Origin of the sequence: Pseudoxanthobacter sp. (assembly GCF_036822375.1) — a bacterium.
In the GTDB taxonomy this organism is placed as follows: Bacteria; Pseudomonadota; Alphaproteobacteria; order Rhizobiales; family Segnochrobactraceae; genus Pseudoxanthobacter.
In genome coordinates, this window is sequence record NZ_DAISHT010000039.1 from 1 (window position 1) to 17,447 (window position 17,447).

Annotated in this window: 23 protein-coding genes; all 23 read right to left on the reverse strand. The window is 71.9% G+C overall.

What is annotated here, in order from left to right:
* Positions 1-187: hypothetical protein (locus V7067_RS06080; protein WP_334174990.1), on the reverse strand; the 187-nt coding region annotated here is incomplete at its 3' end.
* An 83-nt stretch (positions 188-270) separates the two neighbouring features.
* Positions 271-972 (reverse strand): DUF2793 domain-containing protein, encoded by a 702-nt coding sequence (locus V7067_RS06085; RefSeq protein ID WP_334174991.1) that lies wholly within the window; start codon positions 970-972, stop codon positions 271-273.
* Entirely contained in the window at positions 965-4,852 is a 3,888-nt protein-coding gene (locus V7067_RS06090; protein ID WP_334174992.1) for a glycoside hydrolase/phage tail family protein, read from the reverse strand. The genes V7067_RS06085 and V7067_RS06090 overlap by 8 nt, the downstream gene beginning before the upstream one ends.
* Entirely contained in the window at positions 4,852-5,289 is a 438-nt protein-coding gene (locus tag V7067_RS06095) for an NlpC/P60 family protein (RefSeq protein ID WP_334174993.1), read from the reverse strand. The genes V7067_RS06090 and V7067_RS06095 overlap by 1 nt, the downstream gene beginning before the upstream one ends.
* Positions 5,290-5,340: 51 nt before the next feature.
* Entirely contained in the window at positions 5,341-6,216 is an 876-nt protein-coding gene (locus tag V7067_RS06100) for a DUF2163 domain-containing protein (protein WP_334174994.1), read from the reverse strand.
* Entirely contained in the window at positions 6,213-6,851 is a 639-nt protein-coding gene (locus V7067_RS06105; protein ID WP_334174995.1) for a DUF2460 domain-containing protein, read from the reverse strand. Before V7067_RS06105 ends, V7067_RS06100 begins: the two co-directional genes overlap by 4 nt.
* A 9-nt stretch (positions 6,852-6,860) precedes the next feature.
* Positions 6,861-7,442: a phage tail tape measure protein gene (locus V7067_RS06110; protein WP_334174996.1), complete on the reverse strand. Its 582-nt coding sequence runs from the start codon at positions 7,440-7,442 to the stop codon at positions 6,861-6,863.
* Positions 7,443-7,482: 40 nt separating this feature from the next.
* Positions 7,483-7,719 carry a phage tail assembly chaperone gene (locus V7067_RS06115; protein WP_334174997.1) on the reverse strand — a complete coding sequence of 79 codons (237 nt, stop codon included), beginning with the start codon at positions 7,717-7,719 and terminating at the stop codon, positions 7,483-7,485.
* Entirely contained in the window at positions 7,716-8,060 is a 345-nt protein-coding gene (locus V7067_RS06120) for a gene transfer agent family protein (RefSeq protein WP_334174998.1), read from the reverse strand. Before V7067_RS06120 ends, V7067_RS06115 begins: the two co-directional genes overlap by 4 nt.
* A 3-nt stretch (positions 8,061-8,063) precedes the next feature.
* Positions 8,064-8,477 (reverse strand): phage major tail protein, TP901-1 family, encoded by a 414-nt coding sequence (locus V7067_RS06125; RefSeq protein ID WP_334174999.1) that lies wholly within the window; start codon positions 8,475-8,477, stop codon positions 8,064-8,066.
* 52 nt (positions 8,478-8,529) lie between these two features.
* A complete protein-coding gene (locus V7067_RS06130; RefSeq protein ID WP_334175000.1) occupies positions 8,530-8,937 on the reverse strand; it encodes a DUF3168 domain-containing protein in 408 nt (135 codons plus the stop codon).
* Positions 8,934-9,254, reverse strand: coding sequence for a head-tail adaptor protein (locus tag V7067_RS06135; RefSeq protein ID WP_334175001.1), 321 nt, complete (start codon positions 9,252-9,254; stop codon positions 8,934-8,936). Before V7067_RS06135 ends, V7067_RS06130 begins: the two co-directional genes overlap by 4 nt.
* Positions 9,251-9,817 (reverse strand): head-tail connector protein, encoded by a 567-nt coding sequence (locus V7067_RS06140; RefSeq protein WP_334175002.1) that lies wholly within the window; start codon positions 9,815-9,817, stop codon positions 9,251-9,253. The genes V7067_RS06135 and V7067_RS06140 overlap by 4 nt, the downstream gene beginning before the upstream one ends.
* Before the next feature lie 78 nt (positions 9,818-9,895).
* Complete coding sequence (locus tag V7067_RS06145) at positions 9,896-11,179, reverse strand: phage major capsid protein (RefSeq protein WP_334175003.1); 1,284 nt, start codon at positions 11,177-11,179, stop codon at positions 9,896-9,898.
* Positions 11,180-11,286: 107 nt separating this feature from the next.
* Positions 11,287-11,829 (reverse strand): HK97 family phage prohead protease, encoded by a 543-nt coding sequence (locus V7067_RS06150; protein ID WP_334175004.1) that lies wholly within the window; start codon positions 11,827-11,829, stop codon positions 11,287-11,289.
* A 41-nt stretch (positions 11,830-11,870) separates the two neighbouring features.
* Positions 11,871-12,179: a hypothetical protein gene (locus V7067_RS06155; protein ID WP_334175005.1), complete on the reverse strand. Its 309-nt coding sequence runs from the start codon at positions 12,177-12,179 to the stop codon at positions 11,871-11,873.
* A 21-nt stretch (positions 12,180-12,200) separates the two neighbouring features.
* A complete protein-coding gene (locus V7067_RS06160; protein ID WP_334175006.1) occupies positions 12,201-12,389 on the reverse strand; it encodes a hypothetical protein in 189 nt (62 codons plus the stop codon).
* 12 nt (positions 12,390-12,401) lie between these two features.
* The gene (locus V7067_RS06165; RefSeq protein WP_334175007.1) at positions 12,402-13,610 is read right to left on the reverse strand and encodes a phage portal protein; all 1,209 of its coding nucleotides are present in this window, start codon (positions 13,608-13,610) and stop codon (positions 12,402-12,404) included.
* A 26-nt stretch (positions 13,611-13,636) separates the two neighbouring features.
* Positions 13,637-14,869 carry a terminase family protein gene (locus tag V7067_RS06170; protein ID WP_334175017.1) on the reverse strand — a complete coding sequence of 411 codons (1,233 nt, stop codon included), beginning with the start codon at positions 14,867-14,869 and terminating at the stop codon, positions 13,637-13,639.
* 43 nt (positions 14,870-14,912) lie between these two features.
* The gene (locus tag V7067_RS06175; RefSeq protein ID WP_334175008.1) at positions 14,913-15,437 is read right to left on the reverse strand and encodes a hypothetical protein; all 525 of its coding nucleotides are present in this window, start codon (positions 15,435-15,437) and stop codon (positions 14,913-14,915) included.
* Positions 15,438-15,786: 349 nt separating this feature from the next.
* Positions 15,787-16,302, reverse strand: coding sequence for a YcgN family cysteine cluster protein (locus V7067_RS06180; RefSeq protein ID WP_334175009.1), 516 nt, complete (start codon positions 16,300-16,302; stop codon positions 15,787-15,789).
* The gene (locus V7067_RS06185) at positions 16,299-16,670 is read right to left on the reverse strand and encodes a DUF1491 family protein (RefSeq protein ID WP_334175010.1); all 372 of its coding nucleotides are present in this window, start codon (positions 16,668-16,670) and stop codon (positions 16,299-16,301) included. Before V7067_RS06185 ends, V7067_RS06180 begins: the two co-directional genes overlap by 4 nt.
* Positions 16,671-16,711: 41 nt before the next feature.
* A partial coding sequence (locus V7067_RS06190; protein WP_334175011.1) for a peptidoglycan-binding domain-containing protein occupies positions 16,712-17,447 on the reverse strand: 736 nt, incomplete at its 5' end.

A 17,447-nucleotide genomic window follows, 5' to 3' on the forward strand; every position in this document is an offset into this window, starting at 1 on the left:
GCACGGCCTTGAAGGTCACGGCATTGCCCGCGGCATCGACGAGCGCGATATCGCCACCGGTGCCGACATAAAGCCCGCGCGTCACCTCGGCGAGTTCGCTGGTGGCATGCGGAACAATCACGAAAGCGCTGCGCGCGGGCGCCTCCAGCGAGGCGGAATGCGTAGCGAAACGATCGGTTGCAACCATCATTGTCTCCATAAAAAAGGCCGGGGCCAGTCAGGGCCTCCGGCCGGATACGATCGGACCTGTCTCCGGCGCGCCGCGCTCCGTCACGAAAGCGGCGCGGACGGTCGCAGGCAGTGCACCGCAATGCGCACCCGCCCGGCAGTAAACGAACCGCCGTTCGCCGTAATGCGCACCGGCGTGTCGGCATAGAACGCGGTCGGTCCGATCACCCCCACATTGCTCGCACCCGGCGCCACGCCCAGACTGCCGCCGAACTTGGCCGGCTCGCCCGAAATACCGCAATGATAGGATGAAGAGCCTGTCACCGCCTGCGTCGTCCGTGTCGAGACGCCGATGACCACGCTGCGGGCCGGAATCAGCACCGCGCTGTCGACGCTGTCCCCGGCCAGCGTCACCTCGCCTTCGATCACAGCCTCGGCCATCGCCGCCCCGTGCGGGCTCACGGCGCGCGCCGCGACCCAGCCGAGTGCGGTGTCGTAGAGGGCAAGCTCGCCGCGGTCGGCGACGAACAGCGTCATCCCCCGCCAGGGGGTGCGATAGCTCCACGCGCCGGCCAGCCACAGCGCCAGACTGCCGTCGCGGCCGGCCCATGCCCCGGTCGCACCGGCGGGCACCGCATAGAGCGCCCCTTCTGCCGGCGTGGCCGGCGGCACGGTCTCGCTGGCGCTGGCGGCCACCGGCTGCATCAGCGTATCGACGAGCGACAGCGCTTCGTTGACGGTGACGTGTTTCTGCGCCTGCGCGGCCGCCACCAGCGGCAGGGCAAGGCGGGGGGTATCAGACATTGACGGTCTCCTTTGCCGGCGAGCCCGGCCCGTAGCCGGTACCGATCTGGGCCACGGTGAACGTGAGGGCGTCAGGCAGGCCGCCGAAATCGGCCGCCTGCGCGGCGGCGCTGTAAAGGGCAGCCGGCGCGCTCACCTCAAGGCTGCGCACGACGAGACCGCCGTTCAGGATGTCCACCCGGTAGGCTTCGCTCTCCTCGCCCAGCGCCACGTCGCCGGCGCCCCAGTCATCGCCGCCGCTGCGGGTGCGGCGCACCCAGCTCAGCGCGATGTCGCCGCCCTCAAGGCGCCGGGCGCGCAGATGCACGGGGCTGAACGGCCGCAGCCCGCGCCCCGCCGTTGCCGCCGAAAGCGCCGTGACCGAGGGGTCGTCCAGCGTCACGGCCGGCGAGAACACGCGGTAGTCGAAGCCGAGGCCGATCTCGGCGCGCTCCAGCGGCAGGGCGGCCAGCCGCTCGTCCAGCAGCACCGCCAGCGCACCGGCCGGCAGGCCCGCCGCCATGGCCTCGTCGGTGCCAAGCTGGCCGCGCAGCAGTCCGGAGAGTTCATAGGTATTCGTCCCGGTCAGGGTCGCGGTGGCGAACTGCACCACCTCGAACAACCCGTTCGCTGCCCGGATCGCCAGCGCATTGCCGCCGGCCAGCACTTCATCCTCGCCCAGCGACGACAGCGCGCCGGACGTCTGCAGCACGATGCGCGTTCCCCGGTCCCAGCGGCCGGAGAACCCCGGGCCGGTGTCGGCCACAAGCGCCCCCATCACCGCCGGCCGGTCGATGACCGCAACCTGCGACAGCGTTCCGCTGCCGAAGGCACGCATGACCACCAGCGAACCCAGCCAGGGGCTGGCCGCCACCGCCATGAAGGGGCGCTGCGCGTCGATACTGCCGGAGAGCTGCGGCAGGTCGAGAACCTCGGCCGCCGGCGGCGTGCGTACCTGCGTCCGGGTGGTCTGCCAGTTGCCGGCCGCCTGTGGCCCGCCGCGCAGAAGGCGCCTGTCGAGGGCGCGGGCCTTCAGCGTGCGCGCCTCCGCATCCTCGATCTCCTCGATCATCGCCTCCCGGTTCAGACCGCCGGCCTGCACCTGCACCACGTCGCCCGGCTCCAGCGCGATCAGGGCCGGTGCCACATGCAGCGTCATCGTCTCCCGTGCCGCCCATTCGTCGTGCAGGCGCAGGTCCACGGCGCGGCGGGCAACGCTCTCCTGCATCGCCGCCGCCAGATCAACACGCGCCACCCCGCGGCTGGTCGGTGTCAGCCGCCGGGCCGCGGCGGTTGCCGCCTGCAGATCGTGCGCGCTGTCGAGATAGGTCAGCCGCACCTCGGCCGGCAGTTCCATGTCCTGCGTGCGGCTCAGCGTCAGCGCCGCGCTGCCGCCCTCGCCGCTGTCCACGAGATCGTCGTCGGTGATGGTGGCAACGGGCGCACGGTCGAGATCGCGCACCAGAATGCGCCCGCCGCCATCGGCCAGCGACAGGCGGAAGCCGTCGGCCAGCGGCTGCACGGCATCGCGCAGCGACATCGGGCTGTCGATGAGATAGCCGTCGATCACCCCCGCCATGTCGCCCACGTCAAGCGTCGCAATGTCATAGTCGGCCGCGATGGCGCGGATCAGCCCGTCGAGCGTCACCGCGCCGAGGCGGCCGGTCAGCCAGTGCCCGCGCTCCCAGTTCGGCCCGTCGGACCACACATCCGTCAGCGCCGGAAAAGCCGGCCAGGGCCGGGCGTCCCACGTCCACACATGAACGGCATCCGGCGCCACCATGCGGATGCCGGTGACCGGATGCACCGGATTGTCCGCAGCCGCGAACCCGTCCGCCGCCGGGTCGAAATGCCCGATCAGGGCCTCCAGATAGCGCCGCTGGATGGCATCGTCGCGGGCGCCGTTGGAGAAATAGGGGAAGGCAGATTCGGAAGATTTCGGATCGACGAACACGTTCGGCTGGTTTGCGCCGCGGTCGATCGCCGGACATCCCACTTCCGTCAGCCACACCGGCTTGGAACCCGGACTCCAGCCGGTCTGCGTGCTCTCTGTGCCGCCGAGGCGGTTCACATGGGGGTTCGCCCACCAGCCCGCGATGTCCTTGTATCGGAACACCCACGGCTTGCCGTATGCTCCGTCGGTGATGGGCGTGCGGGTTCCGGCCGCCCTGTCGGCCGCCGACGCATAATACCAGTCGAACCCCTCCCCGCCGGCGACATTGCCCTTCAGATAGCCGACATCGCAGGTCGACCGTGCCACCCCGGCATCCGCATGGCTGCCGTCGCGCCAGTCGGCAAGCGGCCAGTAGGCATCGATGCCAATCGCCGTCACCGCCGGCGAGGCCCACAGCGCATCGAGGTGGAAGATCACATCGCCGGACCCGTCCGGCGGACTGTAGGCGCTGAATTCCGACCAGTCGGCCGCATAGGTCACAACCGGCCCGGCACCGAGAATGGCGCGCACATCCGCGGCCAGTCCCACCAGCGCATCCACGAACGGAAACGTCGTCCGGCTGCTGCGCACCTGCGAAAGGCCCCGCATCTCGGAAGCGACGATGAAGGCGTCCACCCCGCCGGCCATCGCCGCAAGGGTTGCGTAGTGCAGCACCATGCGGCGCAGCGACCATTCCTCCGGCCCGCTGTAGGCCGGCACCGCGCCGCCCGTGCCGAAGTGCGCCGGCTGCGCCGTGCCCACGAACGCGGCCACCGCCGCGGCCGTCGCGGCCGTGCCGTCCGGGCTTCCGGCCAGCCCCGGTGCCGGATGAACGGTGATGCGCCCCCGCCAGGGAAACGCTGCCTGTTCGCTGCCGCCATAAGGGTCCGGCAGGCCGTTGCCCGCGGGCACGTCCATCAGGATGAACGGATAGAACGTCACTTTCAGGCCGCGATTGCGGATCGCGGCAATGGCCGCCATCACCGTGTCGTCGGAGGGCGTACCGCCATAGTTGAGCGCACCCGCGGTGTCGCTCACCAGATCGGCGCCGGCCCGCGGCAGGCCGCTCACCTGCCAGTTCGCCCACAGCGTGGCGCGGGTGCGGGCCTCCACCTTCGGCTTCAGCCGGCATTGCCCCGCTCTCAGGTCGGTGCCGAACCAGCCCGCCACCAGCGCCACCCGCTCAAGGTTGGGGCACAGCGCCGTCAGCTCGTCGAGTGAGGCTTCGAGATCGGAATAGTCGCTCGCCACGTGCCGGTTCAGCACCGCGCCGTCGCCGAAACGCCCGGTGGAAAGCACCGGCGTCGGCGAATAGCCGAACTCGGTCGCCCCCGGAATCAGCGTCACCGCGCGCACCATCGGCTCCAGCCGGTCGACCGCGCGGATCACCTCGAAGGAGAACTGCGGCAGCCGGTTGCCGTAGTCGGCCAACGGCAGGTTCTGGAACACGGCATAGGCCGTTCCCCGATAGGCCGGCGCGGCACCCTGATAGAACACCGGCAGCATGTCCGGCGCCTGTGCCTCGTCGCCCTTGTAGAGCCGCACCACGATGCTGGCGCGGTCCAGCGGCTTGCCATCGGCCCAGATGCGGCCGATATGGCTGACGGGCCCCTCGCAGATCGCCACCGCCACATTCGCCGCATAGCTGTAGCTGGTGGTGCCGGTCGTGCCGGAAACGCCCTTTCCGCCGCTCGTCGCGGTCGAGGCCGTCTCCACGAACTGGCTGGCCCAGATCACCGTGCCGGACAGGCGCATGCGGCCATAGATACGCGGCAGCGATGCCCCTTCCGCACCGCCCTGAAAGGCCACGCTGTCGAGGCGCGGTCCGCTGCGCACGGTGCCGCCGAACAGGCGCTGGTCGGCCGCCGCCCCCGCCACCGCGCCGATGGCACCGCCAATCACCGCGCCGAGCGGGCCGAACAGCCCGCCCACTGCCGCCCCTGCGGCCTGAAGCACCAGTGTCGCCATCAGTCGTCCACTCCCGGAAACCGAAACACGAAGGCCAGCCGGCGCCGCCACCACGGACAGAGCGCGGCCTCCGCCACGCCCGCCGGCTCGAAGGCATGGATGAAGCGCCCCGGCGCGCTCAGAATGCCGGCGTGCCTGGCCGGCATTCGCGGACTGAAGCGAAACAGCAGCACGTCGCCGGCCTGCATGGCGCCGGCCGGCACAGCGCGGAAATGGCGCCGCCCGGCCTCTGCCATCCGCTCCTCGCCGCTCATCTCCGCCCAGACGGGCGAATAGGGGCCGGCCTCCTCAGGCTCGGGGCCGATCACGGCCCGCCAGACCCCGCGCACCAGCCCCAGACAGTCCGCACCGGCCCCCGCGGCCGAGGCCTGATGGCGATAGGGCGTGCCGATCCAGCGCCGCGTTTCCGCGACGATATCCTCTGCCCGAATGGTCATGATTGCCGTCTCCGTCCGCGCCTCAGCCGTCCGCGTCTCAGCGCCCGCGCCTCAGATCAGCGTGCTGCCGTCGGCGCTGCTGCCCGTGGCCCCGAACAGCGCAAAGTCATTGCCCGGCACATGGGGAAAGCCGCGAAAATTGTCGCCGTTGGCGAACTTGCCGCGGCAGGTGGAAAACTGCTTGTCGCAGCCGGCCGTCAGCCGCACCCGGTCGCCGGCGGCAACCGTGCCGGCCGGCACCTGCCACAGCTCGATCAGCGATCCGCCGGTCTCGCCGTGATAGCGGATCTCGAAACTGAGGCCGGCATTCTCGCCGCTCAGAAACGCCGCCACCCCGTGGGTGAACCATCCCCCGGCCCGCCCGCCGGCGCCGCTCAGCCGCAGCCGCGCCGGCCCGTCGGTCGCCGTCACCGTCACGTCGGCCTGCAGATCCGCCAGACTGCGCCGGCAGCGCCCGTCGCCCAGCAGCGCATCGCAGCCGCGCCCGATGGTGCGTCCCCGCACCTCGTCGAGGTTCTGTGCAAGCCCCCGCACCTCTGCGGTAAAGGCGCCGTCGCGCCGCGTCACGGTGCCGATCACGCCGCTGCGCAGCAGCACCCGGTCGGCCGGGCTCGCCCAGTTGACCAGCCACAGCGCCACCGCCGCGCCGTCATAGCGGCCGGCGGCCAGATCGTCGTCGCGCAGGCTGTCGGCCGAGAAGGCGCCGGCCACCTCCATGCCGCCGACGGCAAGGTCCGAGCCCGCCACATCGGCGCTCGCCTCCAGACCGCCGGCGGCTGCAAAGGTCACGCCGTCGAACGACAGCGCCTCGTCATGATCTGTAAATCCCATCTTAATACCGTCACGGCGGGTCACGCACCAGCAGCGGCAAAGCGTCGTCGCGGCTGCGGCAACATGGGCGGCAAGCCCGGAACCGAGCGTTTTCATACCCGGATCTCCGTCAGCGGCACCGAGGGCACGGATCCCGCCTCGAAGGCCGCGAGGTCGATGTCGAGCGTGTCCTTTTCAAACCGCACCGGCACATCGAATTCGAACCCCGCCGTCACCACCGCACCGGCCGCAGGCACGAACCCGGCATTGAAGCCCACCGTTCCGCTCGTCACGTCCACCCACCAGCGGTCGGCGGTCTGACCGGCCCCGTTCACCGCCACCTGCACCGTGCCGGCCACCGGCTTGCGAACAGGCCGGTCATAGGGCGCGATCCCGGCGCCATAGCGCTTGACGAGCTGGAACGTCGCGGTGCTGCCGTCGCCGGTGCCAAGCGTCTGGTCGGTTGCCGCCGGTGTCTGCGACGGCAGGCAGGAGCGGAAGTCCACCGGATCGCGGAAGCGGAAGCCGCAGAGCCGGCCCCGCCGTTCCTCGAAAAAGGCGATCACCGCCGCCAGATCGTCGAGGCTGCGGATGCCATAGCCGGCCTCGAAACGGCGGCGGGAATGGGCCCACCGGCTGTTGCGCTGCTCCCGGCCGGAGCCCAGCGTCACGATTTCCGTGCGCCGCTCCGGCCCGCCGGTGGAGCCGAAGGCGATGTCGGCCGGAAAGCGCACCTCATGAAAATCAGCCATGGTTCCTCCTCAAAGGCCGCGCCGGCCGCGCGCCACGCTGCGCGCCAGCAGGCCGGCGATCTGTGCTTCCGCGCGGCGGAAGCCGGCCACGTCCGGCGTGGAGATGTTGAACGTCACCTGTGCGCCGCCGCCGCTGCCGCCCTTCACGCCCAGCCGCCCGTCGCTGCCGCGGGCCAGCGGCATGATGGCCTCCGGCCCGGCCTCTCCCATCAGCCCGAGGTCGCCGGAAAGCGGAAAGAACGTCGGCGAGGCCACCACCCCGCCGCTGGCGAAGGCCTGCACCCGGCCGCCGTTCACCACCGCGCCCAGCCGCGCCGCAAACAGCCCGGTCCCGAGGCCGCGCCCCAGCGCGCCTGCCGCCTCGCCGATCAGGTCTTCAACCGGCTTCAGCGCGCTCGTCAGCACGCTGGCCGAAAGCCGCAGCGCCGCTTTCTGCAGCACCCCGTCAAGCTGCCGGCCCTCGCCGACCGCGCTCTTCAGCCCGCTCACCAGCGCCGCGGAAAAGCTGCGCGTGGTGCGCGAAACGCGCTCCATCACCGCAGCAAGGTCCTCGCCGGCCGCCGTTGCGGCATTGTCTGCCGTGTCCGCCATGCCCGATGTCTCCGTCTTTCGTTCCTGCCGGAATGCACCCTCAGCCGCCGGTGTCCGGTGGCCGGTCCGGGCGGCGATCGGGAAAGCGCGCCATCAGCGCGCCAAGGTCGCCGCGCCGCGGCGCGCGCGGGCCGGGTCCGCCGCTGGCCGCGCGCAGCACCGCCGCCAGTTCGCGCGGCGTCAGCCGCCAGAAGGCATCCGGCGCCAGCCCCAGCCGGCCGATGCCGAACCCGATCGCCGCCTCCCAGGGAAGAGGGTCCGCCGCGGGCGCCGTCACGCCCGCGGCTGCGGAGGGTTTGGCGCCTCCGCCGCGCCGCCGAAGGTGGCGATCAGCAGCCGCGCCACGATGTCGGCATAGCCGATCGCCCCGTCGGGCTGCGCCATGCGCGCCACCGCCTCATCGGCAATGTCGTGCCCCGCACCGCGCAGCCCGGCGCCGATCACGCGAATGGCATCGCGGGCGGAAAGCCGCCCCTGTCCCAGCCGCGCCGCCAGCGCCGACAGGTCCTCCGCGCCGAACGCGCCCTCCAGTTCCGCCAGCGCCCCCAGTGTCAGGCACAGCGTCCATGTGCGGCCGTCCAGATCGGCCGCGATTTCCCCGCGTCTTGCGTTCGCCATGGTTCAGAGCGCCGTGAACGTGAGTTCGCCGGCCGATTCCAGCGCCATCTCGAACGTCACCTCTCCGTCGTGCTCGCCGCCATATTCCAGTGCGGAGATGTGGAACGGCCCGCTGACGGTGCCGAAATCGGGGATCACGACCTGCCAGTTGCGCTGCACACCGCCAAAGAACAGCGTGCGTACCGTGGCATCGGCCTGCGCATCGCGAAAAACGCCGGCGCCGGAAAGGCTCGCCCGGCGCACGCCCGTGCCCGCCAGCAGTTCGCGCCAGCGGCCGGCGGAATCGGTGTCCGTCACGTCCGCCGCCTCCGCGCTGAAGGCCAGCTTGCGCGTCCGCAGGCCCGCGACCGTCACATAGACCCCCGCCCCCGTGCTATCGACCTTGAGAAGCAGATCCCTGCCCTTCTGTGCCGCCATGCCGGCCTCCCTCGGCGCGCTCTGCCGGCGCCGTGCTGATCAGGTTGAAATGTCAGAGCGGCTCGCTCACCGCCCGGAACGCGATGCTGGCCTCGATGGTGCGGCCGTCGCGGGCAAGCCGCGTCAGCCGCCCGCGCGCGGCAAGGTCCACCAGCCGGTGGCCGGCAGGCGCCAGCGCCGCACCGTCGAGCAGTTCCTCCACGCGCGCGGCGATCGCCTGCGCCTCGCGCCGCCCTGCGGCGCGCGAGCGCACCACCAGATCGAAGCGGTGCTCGTGCAGGGGGCCTCCTGCCGCCGGCAGGGACACAACAGACCACTCGCCCACCGCCACCAGCGGCAGCGCCGCCGCGCGCGGTGCCACGTCATGAACCGCCCCCTCGCCCAACAGCGCCGCCAGCGCGCCGTCGCCCGCCAGACAGGCGTGCACCGCCTGTTGCAGCGCAAATCCGGCCTCGCTCATCGCCCCTCCTCCTCTGCCAGAAGAATGCGGTAGCGGCCGCGGCCGTCCTCGTCGTACCCGGCCAGAATGCGCAGCCGCCGCGTGCCGAGCCGGGCCGTCAGCCCGCCGCCGATACCGGCGTTTGCGCGGATGCGGATGCGGTGCGTCACCACGCCGTCGAGGCGGCCGGCCATGCTGCGTTCGGCCGCCGCGGCCGGCTGCACCGCCGCCCACAACACCGCCACGATGCGCTCGCCCGGGCCGGTGCCGCCGCCGCCGTCCGGCGCCCCGTCCGCCGCCACAAAGGTCAGCCGCGCGCGCAGTGCCCCGGCGCTCACAGCCGCACCGCGCGATAAGGCGCCGTCAGCGCCGCCACGCCCAGCGCCACCGCCCCGGCGGCCACCCCCAGCGCCACCGCCTCGCGGTGCTCGTACCAGTGCGCCACCAGCATCAGCAGCGCCTGAATCAAAGGCTGCGGCACCGCCTCCGCCGTGCTGCCGAACCCGGCGTCGAAATCGATTTCAACGCCGTTCACCGCGTGGCGGGCCGCCTCCGGGCTGAGCACAACGGCCGGCGCCGCCGCGCCGGTTTCGAGCCGCCACTGCCCGGCCGCCAGCACCGCCGGCGTGCCGCCGGCGTCATAGGCCGTCACCACGCTGACCGCGATGAGCGGCCCGGGCGAAAGCGTTACCGGCCGGCGCAGCGCCCGGCCGGCAACGACGGTCCGCCACCCCTGTGCCATCAGCGCGCGCCGCGTTTCGGTCTCCACATAGCGGCATGCAGCGCGGATCAGCCCGGCAACCACCTCGTCTTCGTCGCTGCCGTCGATGCGCAGAAAAGCTCTGGCCTGCGCCAGCGTCACCGGCTCGGCTGCCGGCGGGCGCACCTGAAAAGTCGTCATTGCGGCGCTCCCCGAAAAGGCCGGCGGCCCCATCCCCTGCCGGGGCGGGGCCGCTCGCCCGTTCTTTCCGTGTCAGGTTCAGGCGGCGAACTTCAGCAGCTTGATGGCCGCAAAGTCCTGCACGCCGCCGCCGACGCGCTTGGTGGTGTAGAACAGCACATAGGGCTTGGCCGAATAGGGATCGCGCAGCACGCGCACCCCCGCGCGGTCGACCACCAGATAGCCGCGGGCGAAATCGCCGAAGGCCAGCGACAGGCTGTCGGCGGCCATCGCCGGCATCTCCTCGGCCTCCGCCAGCGGAAAGTTCATCAGCGTGGCATCGGCGCCCGGCGCCGCCGGCGGCGCCCACAGATAGTTGCCGTCCGCATCCTTCATCTTGCGGATGGTGGCCTGCGTCTTGCGGTTCATCACGAAGCTGGCGTTCTGGCGATAGCCGGCCTTCAGGCTGTAGACGAGGTCCACCAGCACATCGGAGGGACTGGCCGCGGCAAAGCCGCCGGCGGCGCCGGTCGTCAGATAGCCGAGCTTGCCCCACGTCCACGCGCTGTCGGCAACCGTGTCATAGGCCAGAAAGCCCTTCGGCCGGGCCACGCCGTCGCCGGTCACGAAGGCGGCGCCCTCCTGTTCGGCAAAGGCCGTCTCCACCTCCTCGGCAATCCACTGGTCGATGTCGACCACCGCATCGTCGATCAGCGCGCCGGAGGCCGCCGGCATGGCATAGAGTTCCATGGTCGGATAGCTCAGCTCGGCCAGCGCCGGCGTCGCCGTCTCCGGGCGCACGGCAGTTTCCGCCGCCCAGCCCACGGCCGGCGCGCCAACCGCATAGGGCTTGCGATAAACCGCCGACGAAACCTGACGGTTGCCGGCCAGGCGGCGGATCGGCGAAACCGCCGCCAGCCGGCGCATGATGGCCTGCTCGGTCTCCGCCGGCACCAGATAGCCGCCTTCGGTGGTGGAGCCGGCAAGGCTCTTGCCCTCCGGCACGGTCATCTGGCCGGTGCGCACATAGGCAGCGAAGGCGGCCTTCTCCTCGCGCGCCTGCGCCCGGCGCCGCGCCTCGTCGTCGGTGCCGCCGGGCGCCGCCATCGCCGGCCGGCCGGCTTTCAGCGTCATGGTGTCCAGCCGGCGCTTGTGCTCATCGAGCGCCGCGTCGAGGCGGTCCAGCTTCTCCAGCGTCAGCACGTCGGCGGCCGATCGCCGCTCGATCTCGCCGAGGCGGCGGTCGTTGGCCTCGCGGAAACTGTCGAAGGCGCTCATGAAGCTCTCGAAGGCCGCCGCCGGATCGCCGTTGTCGCCCGGGCGCACGGCCGCCTTCACTTCGCGGGCCGCCGTGCTGTCAAAGGGGGTCAGGGTCTCGCCCATCGTCTCGTCCTTATCATTTATGGGATTTAAAGAGCCGGCGCGCCTTACGCACCGGCCCGGCAGAAGCCGTGGCCGCCGCCGGCGGCCCGCCGATCGGTGTGTTGTCGTCAGCGCGTCTGCCAGCGTGCACCGGCGGCCGCGGCCCGCAGCCGCCGCGCCGCCCGGCGCATGCCGTCAGCCAGCGCGGCCTCGCCGGCGCGGGCCGCCTTCACCGCGCTCACGCGGGCTTCCGGCAACATCGGAAACGTCACGAGCGAGATTTCGAGCAGGTCCACTTCCCTCAGCGCCCGCCCGCCGCCGGTAAGGCGCTCGGCCTTCACGGTGCGAAAGCCGATGGAAAGCCCGTCGAGTGCACCGGCCCGCATCAGCGCCAGCGCCTCGCGGGCCCGCCCCACTTCCAGCGCCAGCCGCCCGCGCACGAACAGGCCGCGGCTGTCTTCCTCAAGGCTCTGCCAGGCGCCGATCGGCTCCTCGGCCCGGTGCTGCCACAACAGCTTCACGCCCGCGGCGCCGCGCCGCTGCAGCGCGGTGCGAAAGGCGCCGGGCATCACCCGGTCGCGGCCCATGTCCTCCCGCCAGAACAGGCTCGCATAGCCCTCGAAGCTGCCGTCCGCCGCCGCAGCTTCCACGGCAAGCGATGCAGCCTTCACACCGGGCGTTGCGCACCGGGTCTCGAAGGCCGGCGCCGTCCTCACGGCGCCACCTCGCGCACCCGCATCACCGCGCGCGGCGCGGCAAGGCGGGTCATCACCAGCCCGAGCCCGTCGGCAAAGTCGTGGAAGACGCGGCGATAGTCGGCACTGTCGGCCGGCTTCTCCCCTGCGGCCCCGTCCGCGGCCGTGCCGGCCTGCACCGCCGGCCGCGTCCCCCGGCCGGTCGCAGCCTTGCGGCCGTCCGTTCCGGCGGCCGGCGTCCCGTCCGTCTCCTGCAGCGCGTCGCGCGCTTCCTTCAGCGCGCGCCAAAGGCGCCGCGCCGCATTGAGCAGCCGGTTGATGTTCATGTTTTCATCCTCTGAAAAACGTCAGTCCCGCGTGTGGAACTGCGCATTGAGCCGGGCGATCTCGTTGACGAAATCGTTGAAGCGGCGGTTGGATTGGGCCAGCTCGCGCAGCACCCACACCAGCAGGCCGCTTGCCCCGCTCGCCCACAGAAACAGCGCCAGATGGGCGAGGTCGCCGCGCTGGACGACCGATTGCGTGACCGGGTCCACCACCGCCTCCGGTCAGCCGCCGGTCCGCGGGCCATAGCCCACGGCAGCGCGCTTCTCGTCCTCGGTGATGAAGCCGGCCGCCCCCACCCGGCGCCACAGCGCCTCGCGCTCGGCCGAGAGCGCCTCCACCGCATCGGTGTCGAAGCCGAGCCGCAGCGCCGGCTCGCCGGGCGCAAGCCAGGCGGAAAGCGCCGCGGCCGTTCGTGCCACCAGCGGCAGCACGGTCTGCCGCCAGAAGGCGCGGTTCGCCTCCTGATAGTTCGCATAGGTGTTGTCGCCGGGAATGCCGAGCAGCATCGGCGGCACGCCGAAGGCGAGCGCGATCTCGCGCGCGGCAAGGTTCTTCGCTTCCACGAAGTCCATCTCGCGCGGCGAAAGCGACATGGTGCGCCAGTCGAGCCCGCCTTCCAGCAGCAGCGGCCGGCCGGCATTGCGGGCGCCGGAGAAGCCCTCTTCAAGCTCGCGCTTCAGCCGGTCGAACTGCTCGTCGGAAAGGTTGCCCCCTTCCCCGCCGGTATAGACGAGCGCACCGGAAGGCCGGGCCGAATTGTCCAGCAGCGCCTTGGCCCAGGCCCCGGCGGCGTTGTGAATGTCGAGGCTCGTCAGCGCCGCCTCGATGGGGGCGAAGCCATAGTGATCGTCGGTTGCATGAAACAGCTTCAGGTGCAGCACGGGCCGCACCCCGCCGGTTTCCGCCTCCGCCGGCAGCCGCACCGAGCGCCCGCCGACGCTGTATTCGAAGGCCGCCGGCCAGCCGTCGGGCCCGGGCACCACCTTCATCCGGTCCGGCCGCAGCGCATGCAGCTCGCGCACCGTGCCGTCAAGGCTCACCGCTTCCAGATAGGCGTTTCCCGCCACCATCAGGTGGCCGTAAACGGCTTCCATCAGCGAGGCCCCGGCCTCGACCGGGCCCGGCCGCGCCAGCAGCGTCAGCAGCGGATGATCGGCAATCTCGTGCTCGCCCTCGTAGACCAGCCACGGCACCGATGCCGCAGCCTCGGCGATCATACGCACCGCGCGGTAGACGACCGGGTTCTTCTGAAATCCCTCGCGCGCCAGCGCCCCGTAATCGCGCGGCGTCCACACCGGCCGCCCGCCAGGCGAAAGCGCAATCAGCGCCGCAGTGCGCGAGGCCTTGGCCTCCGCCGCGGGCGCCGGGGCCGCTGCCGCAGGCACGCGCGAAGGCGCCCGGCCCGCGCCGAAGCGCAGCCAGTTCATCATGGCCAGATTCTCCTGTGAATGGGCCGTCAGACCCGCCGCACCTTGGGCTCGCCGCTGCGTCCCAGCATCAGCGCCGTGATCGCCCACACCAGCGCATCCATGCGGTCCGGCGAGCGGCCGGAGGAAAGCCCGGCCGGGCCGAAATCGCACATCTCGTCTTCCAGCGCCGGGTGGCAGCCCACATGGCGCACCCGGCCCTGTTCATAGAGAGCGGCCACCGGTTCGGCCCGCACCCACTTGCCGCGGGTGGCGCGCACCATCGTCACCGGCACGGCGGCATCCACCTCGCGGATCACCGCCGCCACCATTTCTCCGCCCTGATTGACCTCCGCCACCAGCGCATCGGCCTCGAAGCGGCGCCACAGCGCCACCGCCCGCGCCGCCCATTCGGCCGGCCGCAGGCCGCCGTCGCTGGCGTCCTTCAGCACATAGGCCGTGCCGTCGCGGCCAAGGCCGGCCACCACCAGCCCGCAGGCGTCCGCCCGGGCCGTGCTGGTCGCCGGCGGGTCCACCGCCACCACGATGCGCGCCAGTTCCGGCACCTCGTCCACCCGCGCCGCCTCGATGGCCGCCCGCCGCCACAGCGCATCGGCGCGGTCCTCGATCAGTTCGCCCTCCAGTTCCTGCCGCCCCAGCCGCGTGCCGGCATAGCGCCCGACGATGGTTTCCAGAAAGCCCGGCGCCAGATTGGCGGCATTGCGGTGGGTCGGCGCGTGGCTCACCACCGTGCGGGCGTCGGCCATCAGCCGTTTCAGCAGCGGCACCGGCCGCGGCGTCGTGGTGGCCACCTGCCGCGGCCGGGCACCAAGGCGCAGGCCAAACTGCAGCATGTCCCACGTGGCTTCCGCATGGCGCCACTTCGCCACCTCGTCGGCCCACGCGGCATCGAACTGCGGCCCCCGCAGGCCCTCCGGATCCTCCGCCGAAAAGACCTGCGCCACCGCTCCGCTGGGCCACGTCAGCCGCCGGCGCGAGGGCTGCCACTCCGGCCGCTCCGCCCGGGGATGAATGGCCAGCAGGCCCGACACGCCCTCGATCATCACATCGCGCACGTCCGACAGCGTTTCGCCGACCAGCGCGATGCGACCGGCCGGGGCGTCGGCAAACGGCGCCCGTCCGGTGGCCACCGCCCGCACCCATTCCGCCCCGGCCCGCGTCTTGCCCGCCCCGCGCCCGCCCAGCACCAGCCACACCGTCCAGTCGCCGGCCGGCGGCATCTGGTCGTCGCGCGCCCACAGCTCCCAGTCGTGGGCCAGCATCTCAAGGCTCGCGCCGTCCAGCCCGGCAATCAGCGCTTCCGCCTCACCCCGCGCCGCGCAGTCGATCAAGGCGGCGCGCAATCTCTTCCCGCACAGCATCGAGATTCTTCGCCTCCTCTTCGCCGGCCCGGTCACCCTGTGCCGCCCGGTCGAGATCGATCAGCGTCTCCAGCGTTTTCGCCAGCACGCCCAGCGTGCGCGCATCGCGCTCGTCGGCCCCGCCCTCGCTGCCGAGGCGGGCTTCCACCTCGCTCACCTGCCGGGCAAAAGCCTGCATCAGCCGGCCCACCAGCGCCCCGCGGTCGGCTGCGGGTTCGCCGCCGGCCGCCGCGCCGCCCGCCGCAGCCGGCCGCTCCGCACCCCGCCGCCAGCCCGCCGCCTTCGCCCACCGCAACACCGTCGCCGTAGTCACGCCGGCCGCTGCGGCAATGTCGGTCAGGGCAAAGCCGTCGCCCTCAAACAGCACCCGCGCTTCCGCACGCTTCGCAGCGCTGACGCGCCCGCGCCGCGGCGCAGCCGCCACGGCCCGCGCCCCGTCGCGGCCGGCGCCATGGCCGTGATGGCGCACCCGCCCGCCTGCCGGTCCCCGCCCGCCCGCCGAACCCCGTCCGCGCGGCCGCGACAGAGCCGCGCCCGCACCGGCCTCTCTTCCGGACCCGCCGTCCGGCCCGTCCTCTGCCTCCGCCACCGTCCGCGTCCGCTCCCGCCTGCACGCCCCGAAGGGCCGCTGCCAACAAAAAGGCCGGCCCGCTGCAAAGCGGCCCGGCCCGTGAAAATCACTCTCGTCGCAACAACAACCGGCGGCATCGGCCCGGCCTGCCGCCCTCTCGGGAGCGCCCCGGCCGCAACTGTCCGACCATGCCTGAACCCTACCGGAGCAGCGTCACGCCGTCAAGGACTAAATTCCTTTTGTGAGATTATTTTCTCCTGCCCGTCAGTCCGGTTTTCGGCTCCGGCCGCGTCGGCGAAAGCGCGCCGCGCGGCACGCGCCCCGGCCACAGCACGAGGTGGTCTTCCAGTTGTTCCGGTGCCATGCCGTCTTCGGAGATCGCCCGCCCGCGCACCGAAATGCCCGCCTCGTGCACGGTCTGCGGATCGCCCGAAACCAGCGGATGCCACCACGGCAGGTCCTCGCCGTCGGCCACCAGCCGGTAGCCGCAGGTCGGCGGCAGCCAGGGCAGGGTTTCCACTTCCTGCGGCGTCAGGCGAATGCAGTCCGGCACGATGGCCGACCGGCCGGGATAGTCGCGGCAGCGGCAGCTTGCCGTGTCGAGCAGCGTGCAGGCCACGTTGGTCCAGGCGATGGCGCCGGTGTCCCAGTCTTCCAGCTTGTTCAGGCAGCAGCGCCCGCAGCCGTCGCAGAGCGATTCCCACTCCGCCTCGTTCATCTCGTCCAGCGTCTTGGTGCGCCAGAACGGTTCTGTCGCGCTCATCTGAAAATCTCCGCACCCGGCGGCGGCACCGGTATCGTCTCCACAAAGCCCCGCCCCTGACGATCTTCGATTTCCACGATCCAGAGATCGGGATCGAAATCGGTCTCCCGCCTCAGGCGGGCCTCCACATCGGCTTCCGCGGCCCCGTCCATCACCTTCTCGAACAGCCGGTCGGCCGGGCGCTCGTCGTCAAACAGCACCTGCGGCGCCGGCGCATAAAGATCGGCCAGACGTCCGGGCCGCAGCACTTTGACGAAGATCGCCCCCGCCTCCGGCGAACCGCGCCGCGCGATGGCGGCAAACGCACCCTCCGTCTCGCAGCGGCGCACCAGTGCCCCCACAAAGAATGATGAAACGACCCGCGCCATCGCCGCCGGTCCTCCCGTTGCCCGCTGCCTGTCTGCGGAGGTTATGATTTCGCAAGGCCGCCGATGGCAACCAGCGTTTCCACCAACCGGGTGTCGATGCCGTCGCCGGCCGGCAGGCCGTGGTCGGCGCGAAAGCGGCGGATCGCGGCGGCCGTCTGCCCGCCCATCAGCCCGTCCACCTGCAACGGCCCGTAGCCCAGATCGGCCAGCGCCTTCTGCACCCGGCGCACCGCCATGCGCGCATCGCCGTCGCTGCCGGCGGCGGAGGCCGGCTGCGCTGTCGCCGGCGCCCGGGCCGGCGCGCTCAGCGCGGCAATCGCATCGGGCGATGGCTGCGGGGCAACCATGAGGCGCGCCAGCAGTTCTTCGCTCGCCTCGCCCGTCACCCGCAGTCCCTGCGCGCTCTCAAAGTCGCGGATGGCATCGGCCGTGCGCCGGTCGAACACCCCGCTCGGCCGGCTCGTCAGATAGCCGCGGTCGGCAAGCCCCTGCTGAATATCGCGCACCAGCACCAGCCGGGCGTTGGCGGCGGCCGCCTGCGGACGGGTGGAAAACAACGGCGCCGGATGCGGACCGGGCTGCAACACGACGAGATTGGCATAGACCGCCGCAAGCGCCAGCGAGCCGAACACTGTCGTCAGAGAGGCCGTCGGGTAGCGTGCAACCAGCCGGCCCGCGGCCCGCAGCAGCCGCATCGGCAATCCCGCCCGGCGCGGCGCCGCCGGCTCGTCCGGCAGCCGGTCCGCAGTCTTCTGCGCCGGCGCGGCCGCCTGCTTG